Source organism: Actinomycetota bacterium, from assembly GCA_030776725.1.
GTDB lineage: Bacteria > Actinomycetota > Nitriliruptoria > Nitriliruptorales > JAHWKO01 > JAHWKW01.
In genome coordinates, this window is record JALYHG010000245.1 from 1 (window position 1) to 3,987 (window position 3,987).

Annotated in this window: 2 protein-coding genes and 1 pseudogene; all 3 read left to right on the forward strand. The window is 71.0% G+C overall.

The features are described from left to right. Positions 1–126, forward strand: a pseudogene (locus M3N57_11845) (cupin). A 377-nt stretch (positions 127–503) separates the two neighbouring features. Beyond that, entirely contained in the window at positions 504–3,503 is a 3,000-nt protein-coding gene (locus M3N57_11850) for a winged helix-turn-helix domain-containing protein (protein MDP9023361.1), read from the forward strand. Between the two features lie 161 nt (positions 3,504–3,664). Continuing rightward, positions 3,665–3,928: a hypothetical protein gene (locus M3N57_11855; protein MDP9023362.1), complete on the forward strand. Its 264-nt coding sequence runs from the start codon at positions 3,665–3,667 to the stop codon at positions 3,926–3,928. Positions 3,929–3,987: the final 59 nt, after the last annotated feature.

Consider the following 3,987-nt stretch of genomic DNA (forward strand, 5'->3'; position numbering starts at 1 on the left):
GAGGCCGCCGGCGAACCGCCCAAGATCATCGACGAGTTCGTCGGGCGGGCGAGCCGCGGTGAGGAACGCGTCAGTATCGCCAGGATGCGTTCTCCGGCTGGGTGGAGCGAACCCGGCCAACGCCCCGTGGTCTGCGGCGTTCGCGATGGGCGTATCGCGTGGGTCGGCTCTACATCGAGCCGGTCGAGGCTACGGAACAGGCCATCGACGCAGCGGTGCGGAACATGACGAGCGGACCGTCAGACGGGGCGTGAAGCGCGGCACTTCGCACACCGGTGACCACGTCTGACTGCGGCAGTCGCGCCCACACCCGAGGGTGAGGCGCCCGTCGCGCGGCCGTTCTCCACAAGCTGAGAAGGTCCGGGCCTGCGGACGTCATTAGACGAAGTAGCCGCTGGCCGTCTCCGGCGGCAGAACCTAGCTTGATGGACCGTCGGGCGATCTCGTCCTGGGCTGTGGAAAGCGCTCTCTGACGGGGAGCGCTCTCTAAGGTGTGAGGTGAGATGCAGTTCCGTGTGTTGGGGCCGGTCGAGGTCGTGGCGGGCGGTCGCCGGGCTGCGGTCGGCGGTGGCCATCAGCGGACCATCTTGGTGGTGCTCCTGGCTGCCGGTGGTGAGACGGTGACGACCGGTCTTCTGATCGATGCGGTGTGGAGCGCGGAGCCGCCGGAGAGCGCGAGGAAGTCGCTGCAGAGTCACGTCTCGCGGCTGCGGGCTGAGCTCGTGGAGGTGGAGCCCGACGCGTCGCAGCCGCTCGTCACCGAGGCGGACGGCTACCGGGCGGACCTGGACGTGCACGACTTCGACGCGAGGCGCTTCGAGTCGCTGGTGCAGCGGGCCGGTCAGGTGGCGGACCGGGTCCCGGAGACCGCGCTCCGGTTGCTCGACGAGGCTCGGGCGCTGTGGCGAGGACCGGCCTTCGGCGAGCTCGCGGACCACCCGCAGGTGCGTCCAGAGGCCGTGCGCCTGGAACAGCTGCGCGCCAGGGCCGCTGCGGACCATGTCGACGTGCGGCTGGCACTGGGTCGGCACAAGGAAGTGATCGGTGAACTCGAGGCGACGGTGGTCGAGGATCCGCTCGATGAGCGCGCCCACGGCCAGCTCGTGCTGGCGCTGTACCGCAGCGGCCGGCAGGCGGGTGCGCTGGCGACGTACCGGCAGCTGCAGGAAAGCCTGCGCGACGAGCTCGGGGTGGACCCCTCGCCCGCGCTGAGGGAGTTGCACGAGCGCATCCTGCGTCAGGATGAGGGCCTGCAGCTTCGGCGCGGTTCACCGGACGGTGGGATCGCATCCGCGGACTCCGACGCGGACGAGACGTCCCATCCCCGACCGCAGCCGACCGTGCCCGTGCCCGAGCTCATCGGTCGCGATGAGGATGTGGCCGCGGTCGCGTCGTTGATCAGGGAGAAGCTACTGGTGACGTTGACCGGACCTGGCGGGGTGGGCAAGACGCGCCTGGCTGAGCAGGTCGCCGCTCGGGTGGCGGATGGCTTCGACGATGGTGTCGTCGAATGCGCGTTGGCGACGGTGCGGGATGCCGACAGCGTGGGCGGTGCGCTGATCACCGCGCTCGGGATCCAGCCGACCGGTGACCGGTCTGCCACCGAGACGCTGGTGGCCGCCCTGGGGGAACGTCGTCTGCTGCTGCTCCTTGACAACTGTGAGCACGTGCTGGACGTGCTCAGCCCTCTGGTCGACACGATTCTCGGTCGGTGCCCGAACGTGGCGATCCTGGCCACCTCGCGTGAACGCCTGCACCTGCCTGTCGAACACGTTTGGCCGGTGGCGCCCCTGGCTGTGCCGGAGAGGGGGTCCGACCATGAGGAGATCTCGGAGACGCCGGCGGGCGCGCTGTTCCGTGAGCGGGCCGAGGCGGTCGAACCAGCGTTCTCCCTCACCCGAGACAACGCTCCCGCGGTCGCGGAGATCTGCCGACGACTGGACGGCATGCCCCTGGCCATCGAGTTGGCTGCCGCCCGGGTCCGAGCGTTGGCGCCCGAGGACCTGGTGGCACGGATTGACCAGCGCTTCGCGCTGCTGGGCGGCGGGCCCGTGGGGGGCACCGGCCGTCATCGGACGCTGGAGGCCGTGGTGGCCTGGTCCTACGATCTGCTCGCCGACCCGGAGGCGGACCTGTTCGACCGGCTGTCGGTGTTCGCTGGCTCGTTCACGCTGGCTGCCGCCGAGCAGGTGTGCGCCGGCGGGGACCTCGCGGAGGCCGAGGTCGCGGGGCTGCTGGGAGAGCTGGTCGACAAGTCCATGGTGATGGTCGAGCGCGACGGCGACAGTGTCCGATACCACCTTCTGGACACGCTGCGCGACTTCGGGGCGAAGCGCCTCGCCGACGCAGGAGCCACGGAGACTTACCGCAGGGCCCACGCCGACTACCACGTGGCCCTGACGGAGGACCTGGCCCCCCGGGTGCGCGGACAGGACGAGGGCACGGCCGTGGCGCAGATCGATGGGGCGATCGCCGATTTGCGTTCCGCGCACGCGTGGATGGTCGCGACCGGTGACGTCGACGGTGCGCTGCGGCTTCCTGCCGCGCTGAGCGACTACGTCCTGTACCGCCTTCGCGACGAGACGATCACCTGGACGCACCGTGCGCTGGAGATGACCGACGCCCCCGAGCACCCGGCGTGCGCCGCAGCGCTGGCGACGGCCGCCAGGGGTGCGACCAACCGGGGCGAGACCGCCCGCGCCGTCCGCGAGGCCGAAGCGGCGCTGGCGCGCGCCGAGCCGGACAGCCTCACCGCCGTCCAGGCCCTCGATGCCCTCGGCACCGCGGCGTTGTACGAGGGACGGTTCGACGACATCCTCGCCCAGGCGGACCGGCTAGAAGAGATCGCCCAGCGGCTCGGTGAGGACTACTACGTGGCCTATGCGAGGCTGCTGCGGGTGCTCGGCCACCTCTACCGAGGCGAGGACGACACGGCCGTCGCTCACGTCGCGGAGCTGCACGAGGCCGCAGACGCCTCGGGCAACCCCACGATGCGGGCCTTCGCCCGCTACGCCCACGGCGAGGCGCACCTGGACACCCGCCCGGCCGAGGCCGCAGCCTCGCTCGAGCGCGCGATCGAACTGGCCAGACAGGTCAACAACCCGCTGATCCAGGGGGTCTCGCTGGTCTCCCTGGCCTCGCTACGCGGCCGGCGAGGCGAAATCGACGCGGCACTCAAGCTGTTCAGCGAGGTCATCGCGCACTGGCGACGGCTCGGCGACTACACCCACCAGCTCACGACCCTGCGCAACCTCGTGGAGGTGCTGACCCAGATCGGTGCCGACGAACCCGCCGCGGTGCTCCACGGGGCGGTCACCGAGGGTCTCGCTCCGAGTTTCGGGGCCGAGGCCGACCGGCTCGCGACCGCCTGGGACCAGCTGCAGGACCGGCTCGGACCCGAGGCCGCCCAGACCGCCGCCGACCGAGGGCGACGCTTGACCGTGACACAGATGAGCGAGCGTGCCCTGTCCCACCTCGACGCCATTCTCGCCGACAGCGGCTGACTCCGCGCACGCACGACGCCCGGCAGCCGGTCCGTGGTCGGGCCACAACCGGTCTGTGGTCGGACCACAACCGGTGAGCGTCATGCTGCTGGCCGAGCAGCGGGGCCGGCGCACCGCAAGGTCCGTCCCCGCTGTGGAGACCCCACCAAGAGGAGGGAAACATGCGACGCATCACCATCCTGTTCACCGCACTGCTGTTCGTGCTAGCGATGTCGGCCGGCACGGCGGTCGCGATGCAGCCGCCGGGCGAACCGGCCCAGGACCTGTTCGGTTGCGTCAACGGCAACCCCGTGCCTGGGCACCCGGGAGCCGACGGCATCCTCGACGCCACCCTTCGCGTGCACGACCTGACCGGCGATCCGACGCCGACCGCGTGGAACGCCGTCGAGCACGCGGACCCTGTCGAGAGCAGCTGCGCCAGCTGACACGGAGTCGCGTCCGGATGCAGCTCGTGCGGCCCCGCACGCGTGGCCCACAACCGGGC

What these genes read in the sequence shown, in the direction of transcription:
- M3N57_11855 (MDP9023362.1), top strand. Translation starts at nt 3,665, where the DNA reads ATGCGACGCATCACCATCCTGTTCACCGCACTGCTGTTCGTGCTAGCG.
- M3N57_11850 (MDP9023361.1), top strand. Translation starts at nt 504, where the DNA reads ATGCAGTTCCGTGTGTTGGGGCCGGTCGAGGTCGTGGCGGGCGGTCGC.